Annotated in this window: 20 protein-coding genes; 8 read left to right on the top strand and 12 right to left on the bottom strand. The window is 69.9% G+C overall.

The genetic code is table 11. The annotated features are described in order from the left end of the window. Position 1: 1 nt before the first annotated feature. The 5 genes from P3T34_RS07205 to P3T34_RS07225 all read right to left on the bottom strand — a co-directional run bounded on the left by P3T34_RS07205 (position 2) and on the right by P3T34_RS07225 (position 4117). On the bottom strand, positions 2-1144 hold the full coding sequence (locus P3T34_RS07205; protein WP_280665147.1) for a MinD/ParA family protein: 1143 nt from the start codon (positions 1142-1144) through the stop codon (positions 2-4). 81 nt (positions 1145-1225) lie between these two features. Next, entirely contained in the window at positions 1226-2581 is a 1356-nt protein-coding gene (gene eccD / locus P3T34_RS07210; RefSeq protein WP_280665148.1) for a type VII secretion integral membrane protein EccD, read from the bottom strand. Between the two features lie 63 nt (positions 2582-2644). Further along, positions 2645-2968 (bottom strand): hypothetical protein, encoded by a 324-nt coding sequence (locus P3T34_RS07215; RefSeq protein ID WP_280665149.1) that lies wholly within the window; start codon positions 2966-2968, stop codon positions 2645-2647. Then, the gene (locus P3T34_RS07220; protein ID WP_280665150.1) at positions 2929-3642 is read right to left on the bottom strand and encodes a hypothetical protein; all 714 of its coding nucleotides are present in this window, start codon (positions 3640-3642) and stop codon (positions 2929-2931) included. The genes P3T34_RS07215 and P3T34_RS07220 overlap by 40 nt, the downstream gene beginning before the upstream one ends. A 28-nt stretch (positions 3643-3670) precedes the next feature. Continuing rightward, positions 3671-4117 carry an NUDIX hydrolase gene (locus P3T34_RS07225; protein ID WP_280665151.1) on the bottom strand — a complete coding sequence of 149 codons (447 nt, stop codon included), beginning with the start codon at positions 4115-4117 and terminating at the stop codon, positions 3671-3673. Between the two features lie 89 nt (positions 4118-4206). Between P3T34_RS07225 and P3T34_RS07230 the strand changes: the two genes are divergently transcribed. Then, positions 4207-5073 carry a formyltransferase family protein gene (locus tag P3T34_RS07230; RefSeq protein WP_280665152.1) on the top strand — a complete coding sequence of 289 codons (867 nt, stop codon included), beginning with the start codon at positions 4207-4209 and terminating at the stop codon, positions 5071-5073. An 8-nt stretch (positions 5074-5081) separates the two neighbouring features. Here the strand turns inward: P3T34_RS07230 and P3T34_RS07235 are convergent, their stop codons facing one another. The 4 genes from P3T34_RS07235 to P3T34_RS07250 form a co-directional block, all read right to left on the bottom strand. Further along, positions 5082-7274, bottom strand: a complete 2193-nt coding sequence (locus tag P3T34_RS07235; protein ID WP_280665153.1) for a tetratricopeptide repeat protein — start codon at positions 7272-7274, stop codon at positions 5082-5084. 209 nt (positions 7275-7483) lie between these two features. Then, positions 7484-8104 (bottom strand): DUF6879 family protein, encoded by a 621-nt coding sequence (locus tag P3T34_RS07240; RefSeq protein WP_280665154.1) that lies wholly within the window; start codon positions 8102-8104, stop codon positions 7484-7486. Then, positions 8097-8366 carry a hypothetical protein gene (locus tag P3T34_RS07245; RefSeq protein ID WP_280665155.1) on the bottom strand — a complete coding sequence of 90 codons (270 nt, stop codon included), beginning with the start codon at positions 8364-8366 and terminating at the stop codon, positions 8097-8099. Before P3T34_RS07245 ends, P3T34_RS07240 begins: the two co-directional genes overlap by 8 nt. A gap of 1026 nt (positions 8367-9392) precedes the next feature. Next, on the bottom strand, positions 9393-9971 hold the full coding sequence (locus tag P3T34_RS07250; protein WP_280665156.1) for a hypothetical protein: 579 nt from the start codon (positions 9969-9971) through the stop codon (positions 9393-9395). Between the two features lie 200 nt (positions 9972-10171). Between P3T34_RS07250 and P3T34_RS07255 the strand changes: the two genes are divergently transcribed. Continuing rightward, the gene (locus tag P3T34_RS07255) at positions 10172-10936 is read left to right on the top strand and encodes a hypothetical protein (RefSeq protein WP_280665157.1); all 765 of its coding nucleotides are present in this window, start codon (positions 10172-10174) and stop codon (positions 10934-10936) included. Positions 10937-11062: 126 nt separating this feature from the next. Here P3T34_RS07255 and P3T34_RS07260 read toward each other — a convergent pair whose 3' ends face one another. Beyond that, positions 11063-11305, bottom strand: coding sequence for an integrase core domain-containing protein (locus P3T34_RS07260; RefSeq protein WP_348534640.1), 243 nt, complete (start codon positions 11303-11305; stop codon positions 11063-11065). A 31-nt stretch (positions 11306-11336) separates the two neighbouring features. Next, entirely contained in the window at positions 11337-11486 is a 150-nt protein-coding gene (locus P3T34_RS07265) for a hypothetical protein (protein ID WP_280672671.1), read from the bottom strand. Positions 11487-11800: 314 nt separating this feature from the next. Between P3T34_RS07265 and P3T34_RS07270 the strand changes: the two genes are divergently transcribed. After that, positions 11801-13639, top strand: coding sequence for an FAD-dependent oxidoreductase (locus P3T34_RS07270; RefSeq protein ID WP_280665158.1), 1839 nt, complete (start codon positions 11801-11803; stop codon positions 13637-13639). A 248-nt stretch (positions 13640-13887) separates the two neighbouring features. Here the strand turns inward: P3T34_RS07270 and P3T34_RS07275 are convergent, their stop codons facing one another. Further along, complete coding sequence (locus P3T34_RS07275; RefSeq protein WP_280665159.1) at positions 13888-14901, bottom strand: alcohol dehydrogenase catalytic domain-containing protein; 1014 nt, start codon at positions 14899-14901, stop codon at positions 13888-13890. 74 nt (positions 14902-14975) lie between these two features. On the opposite strand from P3T34_RS07275, the gene P3T34_RS07280 reads away from it, so the two are divergent. The 5 genes from P3T34_RS07280 to P3T34_RS07300 all read left to right on the top strand — a co-directional run bounded on the left by P3T34_RS07280 (position 14976) and on the right by P3T34_RS07300 (position 19070). Beyond that, positions 14976-15557 (top strand): TetR/AcrR family transcriptional regulator, encoded by a 582-nt coding sequence (locus tag P3T34_RS07280; RefSeq protein WP_280665160.1) that lies wholly within the window; start codon positions 14976-14978, stop codon positions 15555-15557. Between the two features lie 535 nt (positions 15558-16092). Continuing rightward, positions 16093-16497 (top strand): hypothetical protein, encoded by a 405-nt coding sequence (locus P3T34_RS07285; RefSeq protein WP_280665161.1) that lies wholly within the window; start codon positions 16093-16095, stop codon positions 16495-16497. Positions 16498-16592: 95 nt separating this feature from the next. Continuing rightward, positions 16593-17297 (top strand): DUF5819 family protein, encoded by a 705-nt coding sequence (locus P3T34_RS07290; protein ID WP_280665162.1) that lies wholly within the window; start codon positions 16593-16595, stop codon positions 17295-17297. Beyond that, positions 17294-17917 (top strand): hypothetical protein, encoded by a 624-nt coding sequence (locus P3T34_RS07295; RefSeq protein WP_280665163.1) that lies wholly within the window; start codon positions 17294-17296, stop codon positions 17915-17917. The genes P3T34_RS07290 and P3T34_RS07295 overlap by 4 nt, the downstream gene beginning before the upstream one ends. Further along, a complete protein-coding gene (locus tag P3T34_RS07300; RefSeq protein WP_280665164.1) occupies positions 17904-19070 on the top strand; it encodes a M23 family metallopeptidase in 1167 nt (388 codons plus the stop codon). Before P3T34_RS07295 ends, P3T34_RS07300 begins: the two co-directional genes overlap by 14 nt. Positions 19071-19133: the final 63 nt, after the last annotated feature.

Raw genomic sequence — 19133 nt, forward strand, 5'->3', positions numbered from 1 at the left:
GTCAGTGGCGATTCTGGGAGAGCCGGAAGACGTCCGCGGCGAGCTGGGTGGCGGTCGCCCGGGTCGCGCGGGCGAGCAGGTCGGTGCGTATGGCGCCGCCGGCCGCGAGGTGGCGGTCGTACGGGAGGACGTGGACGGTCGTCCCGGTGGAGCGCAGGGCGCGCACCGTCGCTTCAACGTCGAGGCCCGTGTGCGGGGTCAGTTCGGCGAGCACGACCACTGTGCCGACGATGACGTGCGCGGGCAGGCCTCGCATCCACTGCAGGACTGCCTGGGTGCTCGCCACGCCGTCCAGGGTCGCCGGAGTGACCAGCACCCGGGCCTGGGCGGCGGAGAGCGCGACTCGGGCCAGGTCGGTGGGCAGCGTCGGGCAGTCGACGACGGTGACGCCGAAGTAGCGGCGCAGCGCCACCATCACCCGCTGATAGCCCCGGGGGTCGAGCATCGCGCCGATCTGGCCCTGACTGCCCGGCAGCAGCCAGGAGTTGTTCCGCAGTTGAACCAGGTAGCCGGTGACGTCGAGCAGCGACATCTGCGGCTTCACGATCTCGGCGACGTCGCTGGCGGTCCAGCGCACCGTCTCGGCGCCGAGCCGGATCGGCAGCGAGCCGAGCGCCGGGTCGGCCTCCACGAACAGGACCGGGTCCTGGCGGTAGTGCGCGTACGTGGTGCCGAGCAGGGCCGCGACCGTCGACTTGCCGGCGCCGCCGCGGATCGAGGTGACGGCGATCTGGCGGCCGGTGGTCACCGGCCGCTGGAGGACCTCGGCGATCTTCGTGATCTCGGCGACCTCGCGGGAGGCGGACGAGGACACGTTCTTCCAGATCGCGCGGGCCACCTTGGCCGCGAACGCCTCACCGCCGCGCGGCTTGCGGCCCAGGGCGGCGAGGCGCCGCTCGACGGTGGGGAGGGAGTCGGGCGTCCGACGCGCGGTCACCTGCTGCTGCTCTGGGGACGCCCCACGGGCCGCCGCGGGGTACTGGGCCGCCGCGATTCGGTCGTCGACCTGGGCGGGCACCTGGCCCAGCGGTTCGACGGGAGCGGCGAGCACCGGGTCGGGCGGGACCGCACTCCAGGTGGGCTCGTCGAGCTGCGCCCGCAGATCGCGCAGGACATCCCCCTGCCAGTTCTCCCCGTTCGACATGCCTACCGCTGCCCCTCCACGTCCGACCTACCGCCCCGCCCGGAGCGCCTGCGTTGACTCTTGAGACCGGCTGAGCCCGGCTCAGAACTTGTTGAGCAGTTGCCCGTACACCCCGAACACCCCGACGGCCAGCGGGAACAGTCCCACCATCCCGATGGACTCCACCAGGTCGGCCAACCGCCGCAGCCGCACCTGCGTGTGGTCCGGCGGCTGCACGGCCAGCGCGATCAGCGGCAGCAGCGCGGCGACACACAGGACGGCCAGCGCCCCGGCACCACCACCGTGCCCGCTCCACAGCACAACCAGACGCACCATCAGCACCCCGGCGGCGGCCAGCAGCGCCACCACCTCGGCGACCAGCGGGAACGCCCGCGCCCGCGACAGCAGCACCACCACGACGAGCGACGGTAGCACCACCGTCCATGCCGTCGGCTTCACGGCCATGGTCAGCAGCCAGCCCCCGGCTGCGGCCGAGGTCGCGGTCGCGATCGTCGCCAGCGCCAGGCCGAGGTGCGTCGCGGCCAGCGCCGTACCCACCTCGTGCCGGCTGACCGACGCCCCGCTCGAACGGCGGTCGTCCAGCGCGGTCAGGCCCGAGGCCATCAGAGCGAGCCGCGGCAGCAGTCCGAGCAGCACCATGGAGAACACCGCCGTGAGGGCGCCCACCCGGGCTGGATCCGTGTGGAAGGCGACAACGCCCTCCCACACGGCGGTGATCGCGGTGACGGCCACCGCACCGATCAGGCCGCCACGGCCCAGCGGGGAGAAGAAGCCGAGCATCGCGACCGTGACGACCAGCGCGCCGGCTACGGCGGCCAGCCGCAGCGGCGCCGCCCAGTGGAAGGCGTCGGCGGCATTCCAAGCGCCGAGGAGGCCGAGCCCGCCGGAGGCGAGCAGCAGCGCGGTGGCCAGACCCCGGTTGCCCTGGCCGATCCGGGTGACCAATGCCCCAGCCGACGCCAGGACAAGCGCGACCACCGCCAGCCCACCGGCCAACGCGTCCAGGGGGAACTCGTGACGGGCCAACAGGGCGGCCGCGACCGCGAAGGCGACGGTCGCCACCCCCGCGATGCCCCGGCGGGTCGCCGGACGCCAGCGCCAGGCGCGCAGATCGAGATCGTCGGCCACCAGGTCGACGACATCGTGCACGACCGGGGCGGGCGGAGCAAAGTGCGTCCGGACCAGACGCAGGACGGCGCCGTCAGCCACCCCCGCCGAGTCCAGGGTGCTGTCCTGCGGCAACGCGGAACCGTCCGACGTCACCAACTGGCGGGTCGTCGGACGGGACGCGGCCTGATCGTCCAACAGTTGCAGAATGTCCGGGAGCAAGAGACCGATCGCCGTGTCGGAGGGCAGGACCACATCGGCCTGGCGCCGCTCCCCGATCAGGGTCACCCTGCTCAGCCGGGCCGGGGACGTCGTTGCTGTGCTCACCACTTGCAGGAACCTATCATTGCGACCTTTGCGTCCTCTCGGGCCGACGCCCTTTCCACAAAGCCTCTACGAATGGACCGGCTCAGGGGCCTTCGACGGGGACAGCGAAGGGGGCACCGACGAGGCCGGCGACCGCGACGGCTCCGCCGGATACTGCGGCGCCTGAACTGGCTGCTGCTGCTTCTGCTTCGCCAGCGTGCTCTGGAGGAACGACCAGCCGACGCACCCGGCACACAGCACGGCCGTGATCGCGATCCCCGCGAACACCTTCCCGAACCGCTCGTCCGCCGTCCGCCGCACCCGCTGCGTCCCGAACAGCAGCGCATCCCGCAACCTGCGCCGGCGCACCGCTACCGACTCCAGCAACTGACTGTCGTAATCCCGTGCCATTCGCCGCCCGCTGTCTCCCCCGTGAACTTTCCTGTGAAACATAAAGCATGCCTCCACCCAAAGCACATCCTCTTGGTGCCAGAACGGGCCTGCCGGGGTGCCATGTGAGGGCCGAGGCTGGGGTCAGTGTGAGGCCAGAACGACCCATCGCAGGGATACCGGGAGGCGAAGTCCTCACCGGGACGGCCGGGACCAGCGCGATCGAAGTCACCGTCTTCCCAGATGACCGCTACGCCTCCGTCAGCCAGGAGTACGGCGACACCGGGCAATTTTTGTTTTCCGGAATCGTACGTGAGCACCAGTCCCAACTGCCGGTAGAGGTCGGCGCGTTCCGCCGGCTCGGTGCGGGTGAGGACGGTGACGAGGTCGGTGTTGGCTCGGACGAGTGCGGCGATGTCGTCGCGGGTGGGCTGGGCCCGGCGGGCGGACTGCGCGGTGCGGAGTGCGACTTCGGCTTTCGCGCGGGTCGCCTGATTTTCGGTGATCCCGCCGGTGACGAGGACGGGGTCGGCGCCCGCTTCGAGGGCGGCGCGGTGGGTGGCGAGTTTCGCGTCGCGCTGCTTGATCGTCCTCTTCGGGTCCTCGGCGTTGAGGGTGGCACCCGTGCTCGACGTGAGGCCGGCGGCGGTGCTCAGGAGGTCGACGGTGTCGTCGATCCAGGTCGAGCAGGGCATGCAGGGACCCCTTCAGACCAGTTCGGGCTCAGATCAAGCCCTCATACGCGTACCAGCGCGAGATCGAATCCTTGTAGCCCTGCGGCATCACGAGGCTGCCTACCTCATCCCTGGCGAAGAGTCCGACCTCCTTGTGCTCGTTGCTGACCGCCGGTACCGTCTCCGGGCCGAGCCTCCTGCAGCCGTACGTGACGATGAAGACATGCCGACCAGGGACCGGCTCGTACATCCACACATCCAGCAGCGGCCCAGCGCCGATCTCCCAGCCGCTCTCCTCGTGAACCTCCCGCACCACGCAGGCCGCAGGCTCCTCCCCCAGCTCCAGCTTTCCCCCTGGCAGCTCCCATTCCTCCCGCTCGTTCTTCAGCAGCAGCACCCTGCCTTCCCCGTCCAGCACAACGCCCTTGACGGAAATCGGGAACACACGCGGCACGTACGGGGAATCGCTCATCGCTTCCTTCTGGCGGACGGGCATCCGGCGTCTTTCCGAACGTAACACCCCACGAAGCAAGTACGCTGCACCAGCAACGGACTTGGCTTCTGGGAGGAACAGTGCCGGATCCCTTGCGGGTCGTTCTGATGTCCTATGGCGCGGAGGGATTCGCCGACCTCCATGGCCCTTGCGTCGCGGCGGGCCATCATCCCGTCGCGTACGTGTACGCCGCCCCGCAAAGGCCGGGCGGGCAGGCCGCGTCCGCGGCGGGAGCAGCGATCGGCAGTATCCTGGCGCAGCTGCCGCCGGGCCCGGACCTGTTGCTTCCGCGTAGCCTCGCCGGCCTGGCCCGTGCGTTGGCTGGTGTCCAGCCGGACCTGGTGGTGTGCAACGGGTTCCCCTGGAAGCTGTCGGCTGAGGTCCTGCGTGTTCCGCGCCTCGGTGTGCTGAACGTTCATCCCTCGCTGCTGCCGCGCCATCGTGGGCCGATGCCTATCCACTGGGCGGTGCGACATGGTGATGCGGAGACGGGTGTGACGGTTCACTGGATGGACGAGTCCTTCGACACGGGGAAGATCCTGGTCCAGCGCGGAGGTATTGGGCTGCCGGGCGACCTGGATGGTGACAGTGTCTTCGAGCAGATCCAGGCTCTTTCCCGTGAGCTGCTCCCGGAAGCACTGGAGTTGGCTGTCAGAGGCTGCATCGGCACTGTGCAGGGCGCGGAAGGTGCGAGCTATGAGGGAATGATGGGGCCGCAGAGCGCGGTCATCGACTGGTCGGCGAGCCGCCACGACGTCCACAATCTCGTCCGTACCTTCCGGTTCGGGCGGTTCCCGGTCCCCGGCCCCCTTGCCGTTGTCAACGGTCGCTGGGTATCCGTCCTCAAGTCCCGTACCGAGCCTGGTGACGGGGTGCGGATGGAGTGCGAGGACGGTCCGCTGTGGATCGTGGAGTCGGTCCCCGTGCCAGCGCGGGATGCCTGGCTATCTGCAAGCTGACGGGAAATTCAGGCGCCTTCGCCCAGCGCGTTCGTGATGCGTTCGCGCAGGCGTAGTGCGCCCGGGTCTGTGAAGTCGCCGAGCAATGTCAGCGCTTCGCGTCTGTACTGCTCCACGTCGGCAGACGCGTCACTGGCGTCCAGCGCCTCCCCGAGGCAGCAAAGAGCCGCGGCGTGCTGCCACCGGTCACCGAGCTCACGGTGCACGGCCAGCGCGCGGCGGTGGAAGTCGCTCGCTTCCTGCGCGCGGCCGAGTTCGAGGTACGCCTGTCCGGTGCCGTCCCAGGCCAGGGCCTCGCGGCTGCGGTCCCCGAGGCGCCGTTGGAGGACGGCTGCGCGGTGGTAGGAGACGAGAGCATCAGCCGGTCGGCCGGCGGCGCGTTGGGCGTGTCCGAGCTGAGTCAGCCAGTGGCCCTCTGCGACGGCACTGTTCAGGTCCAGTGCGAGGTCGACGGCCCTCTGGGCAGTGTCCAGCGCCTCGCTCTCGTGCCCGGTTTCGGTCTGGATCAGGCTGAGGATCCGCAGCGCGTTTCCCTCGGCCCAGCGGTCGCCCTTCTCACGGAACGTCTCCAAGCCGGCGTGGACCAGGTGCTCGGCCTCGGCGGGTCGACCGAGCGCCGCCTGGACCTCGGCGACGTTGACCGCTGTTCGCGGCTCCCAGTAGGTGTCATCAAGATCCTCGAACAAGGCATGCGCCTTTTCGAGGGCGTCCTGCGCGCCCAGCAGTTGGTGCCGGCGCAGCTGTAGCAGGCCGAATCCGTTGAGGGTCAATGCCTCGCCGACGGAATCGTCAAGCTCTCGACGGATGGTCAGCGCCGCGTGATACTGCTCGGCTGCCTGGTCAAGGCGATGGGACTGGGCATAGGCCATGCCGAGGCTTTCGTGCAGCTCCGCCTGCGCGTGCCGGTCACCGTCGCGCCGGGCAGCCTCCAGACCCAGCTGCGAGGTTGCGAGCCAGTCGTGAAACGGATTACGGATCATGTAGAAGGCACGCAGGACGATGGCGAGCTGCCAGGCGCACTTGTCCAGGCCCATGGTGGTTGCAGTCCGGGTGGCAGCCGCGAGATTCTCGCTCTCCACCTCGAACCACTGCATCGCGGCCGCTTCGTCGTTGAAGGCCGCGGGTTCGACCCCGGGGTCGAGAGGCTCCAACGGTACCCGCGGCTCGTGGGGAGCAATGCTCGCCTGGGCCGCGTCCGCCGCGTGGAGGTACCAGGCCAACACCCGCTGAACCGCCAGCTCGCTCTCCTGTGGCTCCTGCTCGGTGCGCGCCTGGTCGATGGCGTAGGCACGCAGCAGATCGTGGAACCTGTAGCGGTCCGGCGCTGTCTGGTCGACCATGTGGGCCGCGACGAGTCCGTCCAACAGGCGGCGCGCCTGCCGAGGACCGGTGGCGACGAGGGCTGCGGCAGCCGCGACGCTGAACTCGCCGGTGGGATGCAGTCCGAGCATGCGGAACAGCCGTGCGGCGTCGGCGGGCAGGGCGCGATAGGACCAGGCGAAGACCGAACGAACGGCTTCCGACTCCTCCTCGTCCTCACTGGACAGCGCGTCCCACAGGCTGGATTCGTCCCGCAGGTCCTGGATCAGGTGGTCCAGCAGCATCCACGGTCGGCCGACTGCCCGTTCGGCCGCGATGCGCAGGGCCAACGGCAGTCGCGCACACAGCCGCGCCAGCTGCACGAGCTCTTCCGGATCGTCCCCGCTGCGATAGTCGGCCGTCACCGCTCGTAGGAGCTCGACAGCATCATGCTCCGCCAGTACCTCCACTGTCAGGTGCCGAGCCCCCTCCCGCACGCTGAGACCCGAGAGCCGATGACGGCTGGTCACCACGACCAGACATCCCGGTGCTCCAGGCAACAGCGGGCGAACCTGGGCCGCACTTGAAGCGTTGTCGAGAACGATCAGCGTCCGGCGGCCCGCTACCAGAGATCGATAGGTCGACGCCATCGCATCGGGATCGGCGGGAATCGCGGCAGCAGGTACATCCAGGGCCCGCAGGAAGCGCTCGAGTACCTGCGCGGGCGCCACCGGCGCCTGCGGGTCGTAGCCGTGCAGGTTCGCGTACAGCTGCCCGTCCGGGAAGTGCCTTCGGACGGCGTGCGCCCAGTGCAAGGCCAGGGAGGTCTTACCGACCCCTGCAGTGCCGGTGATCACCAGCACCTGGGCCGCGGGCGGATGCTCGGCCAGCAGGCGGTCCATGGTTTCCTGCTCCGCTACCCGGTTGACGAAGCCACGCAGGTCCGTGGGCAGCTGCCACGGAACAGGCTCACTGCGCTGGACAGGCTGCGGTGCCGCATGGAAGTGGATCGTTCCCCGTATGTCTCGGGCCTGCACGACGTTCCCGGCCGACCCCGACATCGATGAACTGGTATCGCCAGGCGACCCCTGTGGTGCCTCCCGCACCACTCTCAGCGCTCCGCTGACAGCCGGGCCGGCGACAGATTGGCCGCCTCACGGGCCATGAAACTGCCGACGTCCTCGCCTTGGTCATACAGGCGGGCGACGAACTGCACGACCCGCGCCCTGACCACGCGATCCGTGTAGCGCGTCGCGCCATCGGCAAGACCGGCCGCGTCGTACGAGATGTCGTAGACGGTATCCGGGCCCAGGGTAATGAGCTCCGGCAGCTGCCCGTCCAGTTCATACGGGGCGATCAGCTCAGGGCCGACGACGCGGATGAGCTCCCCGCACTCGGCACGCAGGCGCAGCAGCTGCAGTTCCCAGGCCAGATAGGGGGTGACCGGGAACTCGACGACGCGCACCCGCAGCAAGCGGCACTCGTGATCAGCGGCCAGGCGGGAGAGCTGGAGCAGGTCATCGCGCCTGGCCTCGATCAGCTGCAGCGCCTGCGCACAGTCTCCTTCGACGTAGGCGCGCCAGCTGGCGTCCTCAGGCTCCTGGAAATGCTGGCGGCGCTCCAGCTTCCACGAGTCATAGCCGTCGACCGCGAAGTCCCGCTTCCGGAAATCATCTCGGTAGACATCGAGAGTGAGCCGGTCACCTGGCGCATCGCCGAGTGGGTCACGCATCCGGCAGGTCCGCCTTCGCGGCGAGGAGGGTGATCCGAGGAATGACCACGAGGCGCTCCCCCTCGCCGACAACCAGGTCCTGAGGGAGTCGAGCCTTGTAAGTCGCAGTCAGGTCGCGTCCGACAACAGCGATGTCGCCATTATCAAGCTCCCAAATGTCGGGACACCCGTCCCGCCCTCCAGTCGTACCCAGCTCAGCCGGCGACTTGCCCAAGCGCCGGGTCAGCACGGCGTCGGGATCCGCGTCCCAGGGCTGACCCATCGCTCCTCCAGAAGTTCGCGTGACGATGCGGCTACGTAGCGTACAAATTGATCTGACTCAACGTCAATGTTCAGTGATCGACGTCAGCAACCTTGGCCGAATCACGCTCGATCGGCGAGTCAACCACCAGCTCTCGCGACACTCACCCAGGGCTGATGCGTGCTCACGATGCGAGACTGTCGAACCCCTGTGCCCGCGTAGCCGAAGGGCACGGCCCTCGTTGATCGCGTGGAGTCGATGCCGCGCGATCAAAGGAACCGTGCCCGCATGCCATTCTGTCCCACCAGCACCCTTCCCGGCGACCTCGGCACGGTCGAACTCACCCTTACGGAAGATGAGTTGCTCCTCCCGGGAGCGCTCGCTTCGCTGGTGGACGCCATTCGCATGGTCCCCGATCCACGCGCGAAGCACCTCGTCACCCATCCGCTGCCGATACTGCTGGGCCTCACGGCCTGCGCCAAGCTGTGCGGTGCGACATCTGTGCGCGGCATGATCCGATGGGCCAGAGGGCAGGGCGCCGGCGTGCTCGCCGCGCTGCCGCAACCGCCGAGCATGTCCTTGAGCTGCGTGGATGACATTCTCGGCAGGCGCAGAGCTCCTCGTCCGCCGTGTCGATCAGCCGGTCGACCAGGTGGGACGGGAGGGCGGGGTTCACGGCGAGGCCGAGCAGCGCGGGATTCACACTGCGCCATCCTGCGGCACGCACCGCGGGATGTCCCCGGAATAGCATCCGAAGGCTCACTATCAAGATCGGCCGGACAGCTCCTGGGCTTGGCAGGTCCACGTGATCTCTCCAGAAGCATCACAGGGCACGCCTGTTGCCCGGGCGAGGGAGCTGCCTACGCTCCTGCACGCGACGGTACGTACCGCCGCCCGCGCGATGTCACTGGATCCGGTGACGCGGCACCTACGGAAAGATCGCATGGACTACTGCGAGTTCTGTCGACGCCATCTCAACGGCGTGCTGTCCTGCCCTGGTTGCGGCGCTATCGGTACACCCATGGCAGCCATGCCGCCGACTCGGTCTCATGGCCAATTGCCTGTCCGGCCGCTGCTCGAACCGCCGCTCGAGGAGCCCTGGCAGGTCGAGCAGCCGCTCGCAATTGCACCAGTATTGCCAGGTCGGGCGGTCGACCGGCGGCGCGGCAAGCGGCGCAGCTCGGGCCGGCGGCGCAGCGCGCTGGTGCTGTCGGTGGTCGGTCTGGTGGCCGGGGGCGGCCTGGGCACGGTGGCGATGTCCTCGGGCCACTCGGACGGCGCCACGGTTCCGGCCTCCGCTCCCGACGCGGGGCTGCCCGGGCCGACGGACGGAGCGAGCGCGAGTGCCACCTCCGTACAGGTGGTCGGGCAGCCGACGGCGGGAGCGCCGCGGGCCGGCAGCACTCGCCCGAGTTCCTCCCACTCCGCGTCCGGCTCCGCCAGCGCGTCCGCAAGCCCCGGGGCTTCGAGCCCGGCCGCCCAGCCGTCGGCGACCACGCCCGGGCCGGGCGGCACCAGCACCCACCCGGGAACCGCTTCGCCCTCGTCGGCCCCGCCCTCACCGACATCGAAGCCGAAACCGAAACCGACGCCAACGCCGACGCCAACGCCGTCACCAACGGCCACCTGCACCCAGTTCCTCTTCTGGTGCAACTGAACCGCTAGCAGTCGACACATCTGGTGCGTGCGATCTTTTCAGCAGTCTCACCAATCGAGTCCGCCTTCTCCACAGCTTGATCAATAAGCTCCCTGAACACACGGTTCCGTGTGCCATCGAAGCAAACCACCAGCCCGATGTGGTGGCGCGCCAGCTACGGAAAGATCGCATGGACACTCCACCTGCAAAGCCCGCCGCTGCGGGCTCGCCCAGCTCCGCCGACGTCGAGTCCGTGGAAGGCGCCGCCACACCCGAGGCGCAGCAACCAGAGCCGGCCACGCAGGAGTCCGACGCGCCCGTCCCCGATGCGTCAGCCTCCGAAGCGGAGGCCTCCGAAGCGCCAGTTCCCACGTCTGACGCGCCTGCGCCCGACGCCCCCGCGCCCACCGTGCCGATGCCCGCCGTGGCGATAGCCGAGGGACTGGCTGCCGAGGAGGTCGACAACACCCCGACCCAGCCCCAGCGGAGCAGGCTGAAGGCGTGGCAGGCCGCGCTCGGTGTCGTCGCTGTCGGCCTGGCGGTCGCCGGTGTCAGCGCGGTGGCGCTGCAGTCCGGCGGGTCGCACGGCGTGGTCGCGCCGGCCACCTCGCCCTCCGCCAGTCAGGCCGCGCCGACGGACGACGCCGACCCCGAGACCGCCGGTCCATCACCCAGCGCGTCGCCGACCAAGCACCCTGCGCCCAGTTCGCCCGCGGCCTCGGCCTCGGCCTCGGCCTCGGCCTCGGCAAGCCACACCGCGGAACACTCCGCGTCGGCCGGCCCGTCGACCCACTCGACGAGCGGTGCGACCGCACCCGGCCGCACTGACTCGCACAGTCCCGCGCCGACTCCCTCGGCAGAGCCGACCTCCAACCGGCCCAGCCCGACCGCGACCGCGACCGCGACCGCCTCACCCAGCTGCGTCCAGGTCCTGCTGTGGTGCACGCACAGTTGACCCTCCCCTCAGCAGATAGGGCCAGTCCGGCAAGATCGGCCGGACAGGCCCCAGTGGGGGCAGTTGGTGTCGCCCGATGAGTACTGGCAGGTGATCCTGTGAGGCTCGGAAAGCCATCGCCGCTGGTCAAGCGGCGTATCGGTACTCGTTGATGACGCCGCCGAGGATGCGGTTGCGCAGGAGTCTGCGGCCTTCGAGGTCATCTACGACGGTGGTCTGCTCATGGGCGCCGGGCGGTAGTTGGTTGCGGGCCCGGTGGGGGCGGTGCTCGTTGTAGTGCCGCTGGTAGGCGGCCAGGACATGCCGGGCGTGGGCCTGGTTCATGGTGAGGACATGGTCCAGGGCCTCACGCCGGATGCTCCCGATCACCCGTTCGCAGTGGGCGGTTCATCCGGGGAACTCACGGTGCGCTCTTGAGGATCTCCACCGGGGGGAGGAAGGCCACGCCGGCGTCCCGCAGTCGGCCCTCCAGCAGCGCCAGCACGGCGCGGGCGTCGACCGCGCCCTCGGTGGCGAGTCGCAATGGCCGCAACGCCCGTGTGTCCGGCATCGCCCCGGCCGCCTGGCTCGCCCCGCTCTCGCGCGAGCGGTCACCGCACACAGAGCTACCCGAGCCGTGGAGTGGCAAACGCCAAGCAGGGAAGCACAGTTCTCGTACGAGGCAGAGCGAGCGGCGCTTGCACTCCCGGACGCGGCGGGTGGATCGCGCGTCCGGCTGAGCTCCTGTCACTGGGCGAGCCGAACCAAGGCGGGAATCGGGTTTCTTCACCCGTTTGGGTGAATTGAAGGGTTGGCACGTGCCCGAATCAATTCGGCGGGGTTGGATCTCGTCCGACGAATGTTGATTCCGTCTCAGGAGCTTTTATGCCGAACTCGCCCACCAAGAACAGCGATTCACCGGAGAGCGGCCCGTCCGTAGTCGCCCGGCGCAGCTTCCTCGGCTCGGCCGTCGCGGGGGTCGCGGTCGCGGGAGCCGCCGTGGCGGGAGCCACCGGCTTCACCGGGGGCCCGTCCAGCAACCCGCCGAGTGCCGACCAATCCCACGGGATCGACCCGGCGGTCAGCCGGGACCTGGCTCGCAAACTCCTGCTGGTCGGCGACCAGGGCGAGGACCTGAAGCTGGAGTACCTGCGGATCCTGATAGACGGCCAACTCCCGCCTCGCGCAACGCGCAAGAAGATTCTGATAGTCGGCGCCGGGGTGGCCGGACTGACCGCCGCCACACTCCTGAAGAGGGCCGGGCACGAGGTGGTCGTCATCGAGGCCAACGGGAGCCGGGTGGGCGGCCGGGTGAAGACCTTCCGCGGCTTCAAGGACAAGGCCCTGTACGCCGAGGCCGGCGCGATGCGGCTGCCGGACTTCCACCCGCTGGTCCGCGCGCTCGCGGACAAGCTCGGGCTCAAGCGCCAGCTCTTCTACAACGCCGATGTGGCACCGGGCGCCGAACCCACCGGCACCATACCGCCGGTCACCTACCGGGCCTTCACCGGCGAGACCTGGAGCAACGGCCCCGACGACCACACCTTCACGCCCCCGGCGTCCGGCGGAAAGCGACTGATCCGCGTCAACGGACTCACCACCACCCGGGACGCCTACGCCGCGACGCCGCAGCGGGTGAACGGCACGTTCGGCGCGAGCACCGGCACCGTCATGGCGGACGCGCTCAACGAGGCGCTCAAGCCGGTGACCGTCTCCGGCGACGCGAGCATCAACGACCAGATCGACGCCTGGGCGACCATCTTCCAGAAGTACGACGACTACTCCACCCACCGCTACCTGGTCGAGGAGGCCGGCTGGGACCTGGCGCAGATCCAGGCGGCGGGCACCCTGGAGAACCTCACCTCCCGGCTCCACTACTCCCTCGTCCCGACCCTGATGGACCACGCGGCGATCACGCCGACCAACCGCTACTGGGAACTGGTCGGCGGCTTCGACGTCCTGACCGAGGCCCTGGCCGCGCCGCTCAGGAACGACATCCGGATGGGCCGGCGGATGACCCGCCTCGTCCAGAGCGACAGCGGGGTCCGCATCGAGACCACCGCCGAGAGCGGCACCGAGGACTCCTGCGACGGCGCACCGATCCAGCCCACCGAGTGCTTCGAGGGCGACTACGCGATCGTCACCATCCCGTTCAGCGCACTGCGCTTCTGCACCGTCGAACCGCTGATGTCCTACCCCAAGCGCCGGGCCGTCGACGAGCTGCACTACGACTCCGCCACCAAGGTGCTGCTGGAGTTCAAGACCCGCTTCTGGGAGCAGGGCCCGAACGGCTTCACCGGCGCGGGCTGCACCTCCGACAGCCCCAGCCGCAACACCTACCTGCCCTCGCACGCCCCGGCCGGATCGCCGGGCGGCGTGGTGCTGGCCTCGTACAGCTGGTCCGACGACGCCATGCGCTGGGACTCCCTCACCGAGGGCGAGCGGGTCGCGTTCGCCCTGGACGACATGGAGCGGCTGTTCGGTCCGGTCGTCCGCACCTCGTACGCCGGTGTGGGCGTCAGCCAGTCCTGGGCCAGGGCCCGCTACGCGCTGGGCGAGGCGGTCATCTTCACCCCGGGCCAGCTGCACGAACTGCACCCCGCCACCCGCACGGTGGAGGGCCGGGTGCACTTCGCCGGCGAGCACACCAGCCTGAAGCCGGCCTGGATCGAGGGCGCCCTGGAGTCCGCGGTCCGCGCCTTCCTGGAGGTCCACCCCCGCTGAACGGCGTGCCCAGCCCCGTGCACTGTCAGGGTTTCCTCCAGGTCGGTTGTCGCGTGCTGGATCAGTACGCGGAGGGCCTCGCCGGGCGGCTGCGGTTGCAGGTAGATGTGGGTGATTTCGCCGGCCTCGGCGGCCCCGACGACCCTTCCGATGTTGAACGCGAGTCGACCCACCTGGACAACCTCCACGTGAGGCGCGCCATTTGTGCCCCGCACCTTGTCCTTGTCCTTGTTCCGGTCGGTCGGCGTTCAGTGGGTGAGGACCAGGCGGCCGTGGTGGTCGGCCCAGGCGGCCGGCGCCTGGTCCCAGGGGGCGGTTCGGGTGACGAACGCCGATGGGTCCAGCCGGCCGGTGGTGATCAGGTCCAGCACTGCGGGCATCGCCGCCCGGGTGTCCGCCCGGCCGGTGGTGAACGTCGCTCCCTTCGCGTACATCTCCAGGAGGGGAAACTCCACCGAATTGCCGAAGAAGATGCCGGTGTCGGTGCAGACGCCGCCCGATGCCGTCGAGCGCAGCGCCGAACGCAGCCCGTCCCCGGTCCCCATGGTGTGCACGACGACCGGGTGGCCCGGATAGCGCGACGCCGGCTGTTCGCACAGCACGCGCGCACCAAGGCGCTCCGCGATCGTGCAACGTCCCGGGTCCGGGTCAACGTAGGTGACCTGTGCGCCCAGGGCCGCCGCCACCCCGGCGGCGTACAGCCCGACCGAGTTGACGCCGAAGACCAGCACCCGCGGCTCGGCCGCGCCAGGCAGATGCGGGGCGACGGTGCGCCAGCCGTCGACGAGGTTGTCCGACAGCCCTGCCAACGCGCCCGGGTCCACAGTGGTCGGGACCGACAGGCACATGGCGTCCGCGTACGGCACCAGGACCGCATCGGCGACCGCGCCGCCCCAGGTCAACCCGTCGCTCATCGCCCCCAGTCCGTAGCCGGAGCCGGGCGGGACACTGCGGCACCGGCCGGTCTGTCCGGCCACACAGCGCGCGCAGTGGCCACAGCTGATCTGGTACGGCACGCTCACCCGGTCGCCCGGCTGAACCCGCCGTACCTGCGGGCCCACCTCGACCACCTCGGCGACGAATTCGTGGCCGACCGGAAACGGTCCGGCAGCTGGTGTCCGGCCACCCACGATGAGTGCGTCCAGGTCGCAGGTGGCCACCGCGATCGGCCGCACGATCGCAGCCTCGGGCGTCGCGATCACCGGCGCCGACTGCTCGCGCCATTCCAACGTGCCTGGTCGGACGTACCACAGTGCCTGCACGGAACTCCCTCTAGAGCGATCGTTCTAGCTCGACGGTAAGCGCTAGAATGATCGCTCTAGAAAGGGGTGTCAAGATGGCCAGGGACGATCCGGACGCGCGGAGCCGACTGCTCGCCACAGCCGGCGTGCTGTTCAAGCGGCAGGGCTACGCCTCCACCGGCGTGAAGCAACTCCTCGACACCAGCGGAACCGTGGCGGGCTCCCTCTATCACCACTTTCCAGGCGGAAAGGAGGAGGTGGCGCTGGCGGTGATCATGCAGGCCGGGCAGGACATCACCAGGGCGCTCTCCACGGCCCTGACCGCCCTGGGCACCGCTGGCGGTCTCGACCGGTTCATCTCCCACCTGGCATCGACGATGGACGCCACCGGCGGCCTCGAGGGCTGCCCCATCGCCCCGGTCGCCGTCGAATCGCCCACCGCCGGTGAGGCGGTCCGCCGTGCGGCGGCCGGCCAGTTCGCGGCCTGGACCGACGCGATCGCCGCACAGCTGCGCTCCGAGGGACACCCGCCCGAATCAGCACGGACCCTGGCCCAGGTCCTGCTGGCCGCCCTCGAAGGCGCCCTGCTTCTGGACCGCACCGCAGGCGACACCATCGCCCTGACCGCCCTGCGCTCGACTCTGCCCGCGCTCCTCCGGGCCGCCGTGGTCTCCTGAGGGGGGCTTGAACCACTCGCCAACCGACCGGCCCAGCCGGCGAGTTTGCGCGCGGAGGGGAAGCGGGTGATGTCGCCGACCTCGGTGGCGGTGAGCCCTCGGCTTCCCGCGGCCCCGTCGAACGACCCCCGCCGAACGGCGTGACTTTCCAATCGCTTCCGAAAGCTGGTTACACGCCTGGCAACCATGTGTACGTTCTTGTGCTGCAGCCGCTTCAGGTGCAACGGGGTCCTGAAGTCGTGCGGCAAGTAGGGGGACCCAGCATGTGTACGCGCCGTTTGGTGACCACCGCCAGTTCGACGGGACTCGTCCTCACGCCGCCTTGAGCTGTCGCGCGGCCGGTAGGTGGTCATTCCCCCACCGGAGCGGACGGCCGCGTCGGCCGGCATCCGGGCTGTCACTGACAGCGGGACGCGCCCGCGTGCCCGCGCAGTCGTGTTCCGGCGGACCGCACCCGCCCCGGCCCGTGCAGGTCGCCGCTGCCCGCTGCCTCACCCCGCGCCCCCGCGCCCCCGCGCCCCCGCGCACGGGAGCGTTGCGCAGCCTTGCCGTCGGCTCACCCCTGCGCCGCCCGCTCACCGGGTTTGCCGGCGTCGCCGTGACGCCGGCCTCGGCCGACGCGCTGCCGCAGCAGCAGGTGGCGGCCACCCAGTCGCTGGCCTCCGCGACCGTGCTCAGCGACGCCGGTGCGCAGCCGCAGTTCTGGCACGCCGTCGTGAACGAGGCGACCCAGGCCGCCAAGGTCGTCAACGCCACCTACGCCACGTACAAGGCGACGGTGCAGGTGGCCAAGGTGACCACCAAGGTGGTCAGCAAGGTCAAGTCCTCCTCGGAGTCGTCCTCCTCGGAGTCCTCGTCCTCCTCCAGCGGCGGCCCGGTGACGGCCCCGCAGGCGCACGGGGTCATCACGGGCGACGCGCAGTTCGACTACCAGGGCTGAACCGCTCCCTGAGGTAGCACCACCATCCGCGCCCGGCGGCACCACTAATGCCGCCGGGCGCGGTCCCGAGCCGCACGGAGCGAGCACACCCAGTCATGAGCGAAACCAACACCCCAGCCCGTGGAGAGGCCATGGTAACGGCCGTGGCACCGGTGCCGGCGCGGGTCCGCGCGCTGGTCCTCGCCGCGCTGGTCCCCGTCGTCGTGTTCACCGCCGCGTGCGTCGTCTACAACGCCCCCGCCTCCCCTGCGCGCAACCGGGTAGCCGCAGCGGCGTCCCGGATCCTGGAGCCGTATTTCTCCCAGGACTGGCAGTTGTTCGGCCCGACCCCCGGGGACAGCACCTCCCTGGTATATCTGGAGGCCCGGGTGAAGACGCCGGCCGGCTCCGTGGTCGAAACCTCTCCGGTGGAGATCGAGGACGCCATCGACCGGGCTCCGCAGAACTTCCGGATCAATCCGACGAAACTGCCCGGCGTGCTCCTCGCATTCGACGAGAACGCGCAGAAGTACACGCAGCAGGCGAGCGATATCAAGAAGCTCCCCACGGATCAGCAGGCCGCTGCCCAGACCGATCTGGACAAATCCTTTGCGACCAATTTCCTGGAAATGCAGCGCTTTTTCTCCTCCCGCGCCGCGACGCTCTATCCGAACGACGAGATCATCGCGGTGAAGGCGACTTTCAAGAACAGGCCGATCGTGCCCTTCTCCGCCCGGTACGCGAGTCCGCAACCCGACGAGCCGATCGACGCGGAGCTGGAGACGTCCTGGCTCGACTACGTTCCGGGGGTGGCGCAGTGAACCGGGTGACCGCTCGGCTGGACGCCCTGGTGCTCCGGCTGGCCTGCCACGAACGTCGGCTGATCGGCCTGTCCCTGCTGCGCATCGTGATCGGCCTCGCCACCGTCATGTACTGCCTGGCGGACTACAACCTGGCGGCCTACCTTGTCGTCTTCCAGACCTGCATGCTCTACCTGACGGCGGGCTATTGGAAGACCACCGGCAAGGTCTGGCAGGACGGCGCGGCGATGTACTACATCAGTCGGCTCTCCGGCTTCGAGATGTCCACCACCTATGCCCACCTGATGAGCAGCGCCTTCCTGGGCACCGCGATCTGCTACTTCACCATCTTCACCGAGCTGGCGTTCCCGTTCGCTGTGCTCTCCGCCCGGCCCTGGGTGCGCAAGACCAACACGCTGGCGATCGAGGCGATGCACCTGGGGATCATGGCCTGCATGGGCCTGGTCTGCTTCGGGCTGCTGATGATCGGCGCCGACTGCGCCTGCCTGCGCGACGAGGACTACCGGGCCCTCTACCGGTGGGCGGCACGGCTCAAGGACACTGTCGCGCAACGGATTCGGCCGACGGCCGGCCTCGACCTGGTACCCACGACCAAGGAGCAGCACCATGCCAGCGCCTGACCGGCAGGCCCAGGCCGCCGCACTGAAGACCTTCCTGATCGCAGACCCGGCGCAGTGGCCGGAGCTGGCCCCCCAGGTGCTGGCCGCGGTCGGCGCGGACCGCCTGCGGTCGATCGCGGAGGCCACCCGGGCCAGGGTCGGCGGCGTCCGGGAGGTGGTCGACACCCGCGCGGGTCTCGCCGTCACCGGACCGGCCGGGCGGGTCCTGGCCTGGGTGCAACTGGACGCCGACGGGCGGCTGACCGCCCTGCGAATAGCCCCGGCCACGGCCGGGCGCCGGGAGCTGCCGATCGGCCTGCTGCGCTGGTGCGGCAGGGCCTTCTGGCTGCTGCTCTTCGGCTGGTCGGTCTTCTCCAGCTGGACCGCGTCCGACCTCACCGGTTGGATCGACGCGGCCCTCACCACCGCCTTCGGCCTGCTGCTCCTGGAGGGTTGGAGCATGGCGGCGGCCGAAACCTGGTGGTTCCGGCGCCCGTTGGAGCTCTCCGCACTGGTGACGCTGGCCTCGGCCTACCGGCTGCCGGGGCTGCCGACCGGCCACGACCTCACTGGGCCCACCTTCACAGCCGTCCTGTTGGTCGCGAATGCGGTGTCCCTGGTCAGAGCCCGTCGGCACCGCTGGCGGGAGACCACCGCAGTCCCCCTGCGGTTCCCGTTGCGCGGCAGCTGGTACGTCGCCCAGGGCGGCGGCCGCGGCCTGAACCACCACTTCGGCATCGCGGAACAGCGCGGCGCCGTCGACCTGGTACGCGTCGGGCCGGGCGGCACCCGGGGGCGTTCGCAGCACCTGGAGTCGTACCACTGCTACGGGGAGAAGCTCTACGCCCCCTGCGCGGGCCGGGTCGTGGCCGCCGTCGACGGGTTCGAGGACCAGCAGCCCGGGGTCATCCGGTACGGGCCGCTGTACGGCAACCATGTCTTCATCGACACCGGCGACGCCATCGTCAAACTCGCTCATCTGCGCCCCGGCACGGTCGCTGTGACGGAGGGTCAGCAGATCGAGGCCGGCTGTCTGCTCGGCGAGGTCGGCAACTCCGGCAACACCAGCGAACCCCATCTGCACCTGCACGCCGAGCGCGACGGCCAAGGCCTGGACCTGCGCTTCACCGGCGTCACCGGGGGGCTGTACCGAGGCCGCACCGTCCGCGGCTGACCCGCCCGCTCCCCCTCCCCCTCTTCCAACTCCCGTTCCCGTCCCGCGCCGTGCACCGGCCGC

The organism is Kitasatospora sp. MAP12-44 (assembly GCF_029892095.1).
In the GTDB taxonomy this organism is placed as follows: Bacteria; Actinomycetota; Actinomycetes; order Streptomycetales; family Streptomycetaceae; genus Kitasatospora.